3 protein-coding genes are annotated in these 2,017 nt (G+C 70.8%); all 3 read left to right on the top strand.

Going from position 1 to position 2,017, the window contains the following annotated elements:
* Positions 1–22: 22 nt before the first annotated feature.
* Positions 23–208 (top strand): glutaredoxin family protein, encoded by a 186-nt coding sequence (locus QH283_RS22835; RefSeq protein WP_432420767.1) that lies wholly within the window; start codon positions 23–25, stop codon positions 206–208.
* Between the two features lie 247 nt (positions 209–455).
* A complete protein-coding gene (locus QH283_RS22830) occupies positions 456–1,340 on the top strand; it encodes a redox-sensing transcriptional repressor Rex (RefSeq protein ID WP_280504997.1) in 885 nt (294 codons plus the stop codon).
* Positions 1,337–2,017: glutamyl-tRNA reductase (hemA, locus tag QH283_RS22825; RefSeq protein ID WP_280504996.1), on the top strand; the 681-nt coding region annotated here is incomplete at its 3' end. The genes QH283_RS22830 and hemA, both read left to right, overlap by 4 nt.

The following is a 2,017-nucleotide window of genomic DNA, read 5'->3' as shown; positions in this document are numbered from 1 at the left end:
GTGTGACACCGCACTCGCGCAACTGCGGGCGGTATGTGCCGAATTCGATATCGAGCCGGGCACCGTGGATGTCGACGAGGCCGCCGCCACCGAGCCGGAACTGCGCGCCGAATACGGGGATCGGCTGCCCGTGGTGCTGCTCGACGGTCGTGAGCACAGTTATTTCGACGTCGACGAGCCGCGGCTGCGCGCCGATCTCGCCCGCTGACGGACGCCTGGCGCGGCCATGATCCGCCGCCGCGCTGGTCGCGCCGGAAAATGAGGCCAATTTCACCGACTTTGTGCATGGCTTCACAAGCGGTTACGGTGGTGGCACGCGACCCGCATGCCGAGGCTGCGGAGCCGCCACGAAATCCGACCGAAATCGACCGTGGTACCGAGGCGGGGGCCCGGACCGGAGGCCGAGTGACGTACCGGGCCTGTGCGCAGGCACCGGCAGGGCAGGAGCCGACGACGTGACAGACCAGCACGAGACGCCCGGTGGCGTCTCCGGCGGGGCTCTGCGCGCCGTGCAGAAGGACATTCCGCAGGCCACCGTGGCTCGTCTGGCCGCCTACCTGCGGGTGCTGGCGATGCTCGCCGACGACGGTGTGCCCATCGTATCGAGTGAGGAACTCGCTGTCGCGGCGGGTGTCAATTCGGCCAAGCTGCGCAAGGATCTGTCCTTCCTCGGTCCCAACGGCGTACGGGGTGTCGGCTACGACGTGGCCAAGCTCCGGGCGAGGATCGAGGATGTGCTCGGACTGTCGGGAGGTCATCGTGTGGTGCTCGTGGGCGCGGGCCACCTCGGCCGCGCGCTCGTGGGCTACGGCGGCTTCCGCAGGCGCGGGTTCACCGTGGTCGGCCTGTTCGACAACGACCCGGAAGTGATCGGCCTCGAGGTGGCCGGGCTGACCGTCCGCGACGTGGCGGAGCTGGACGCGGCCGTGGCCGAACTGCGCCCCACCATCGCGGTGCTCGCCGTGCCCGACGAGGCCGCCCAGGACGTGTGCGACCGGCTGGTCGCCGCCGGGTTGCAGTCGATCCTCAGCTTCGCCGCGCTCGGCCTGCGGGCCCCCGCCACGGTCGAGGTGCGCCGGGTGGATCTGGCCGTGGAGATGCAGCTGCTGTCGTTCGAGCGCGCGCGCAACGCCGACGCCGACACCGACGAGCTGGCCGAACTCCCCGAAGCCGCCGCCTCGGGACGCGCCCCCCGCCGCGGCGCCTCGGCGGGCCGCTCGGCGTCCTCCTCGGTGCCCGCCGCGATGAAGGCGGCCACCGCGCACCAGGCGGCCCAGCATCAAGCAACCTCGCATCAGGCAACGGAGCCAACAAGCAAGGGATCGGTGGTCACACCATGAGCGTTCTTCTCGTCGGGGTCTCACATCGCAGCGCCCCGGTATCGGTCCTCGAGAAGGTGGCGATCACCGACACCGATCGACCCAAGTTGATCGACACCATGCTGGCCTCGAGCCACATCTCCGAAGCCATGATCGTCTCGACCTGCAACCGGGTGGAGATCTACGCCGTAGTCGACGCCTTCCACGGTGGCCTGGCCGAGGTCGGCGAACTGCTCGCCGAACACTCCGGCATGCCGATGACCGAGCTGACCAAGCACGCCTACGTGCGCTACAGCGAGGCCGCCGCCGAGCACCTGTTCGCGGTGGCCAGCGGCCTGGACTCGATGGTCGTCGGCGAGCAGCAGGTGCTCAGCCAGATCCGCAGCGCCTACGCCACCGCCGACGAGCGGCAGGCGGTCGGGCGCACCCTGCACGAGCTGGCCCAGCACTCGCTGCGCGTCGGCAAGCGGGTGCACGCCGAGACCGGCATCGACCGCGCGGGCGCATCGGTGGTGTCCGTCGCCCTGGACCGCTCCCGGCAGGTGCTCGGCGAGCTCAGCGGCAAGACCGCCGTGGTGGTCGGCGCAGGCGCGATGGGCGGGCTCTCGGTCGCGCACCTGGCCCGCGGCGGCATCGGCCGCATCATCGTGGTCAACCGCACCATGGAGCGCGCGCACCGGCTGGCCGAGACCGCCGCC

This window comes from Nocardia farcinica (assembly GCF_029867845.1).
GTDB lineage: Bacteria > Actinomycetota > Actinomycetes > Mycobacteriales > Mycobacteriaceae > Nocardia > Nocardia farcinica_A.
Note: the sequence above shows the minus strand (reverse complement) of the source record. Positions and strands in the feature narration are given on the sequence as shown.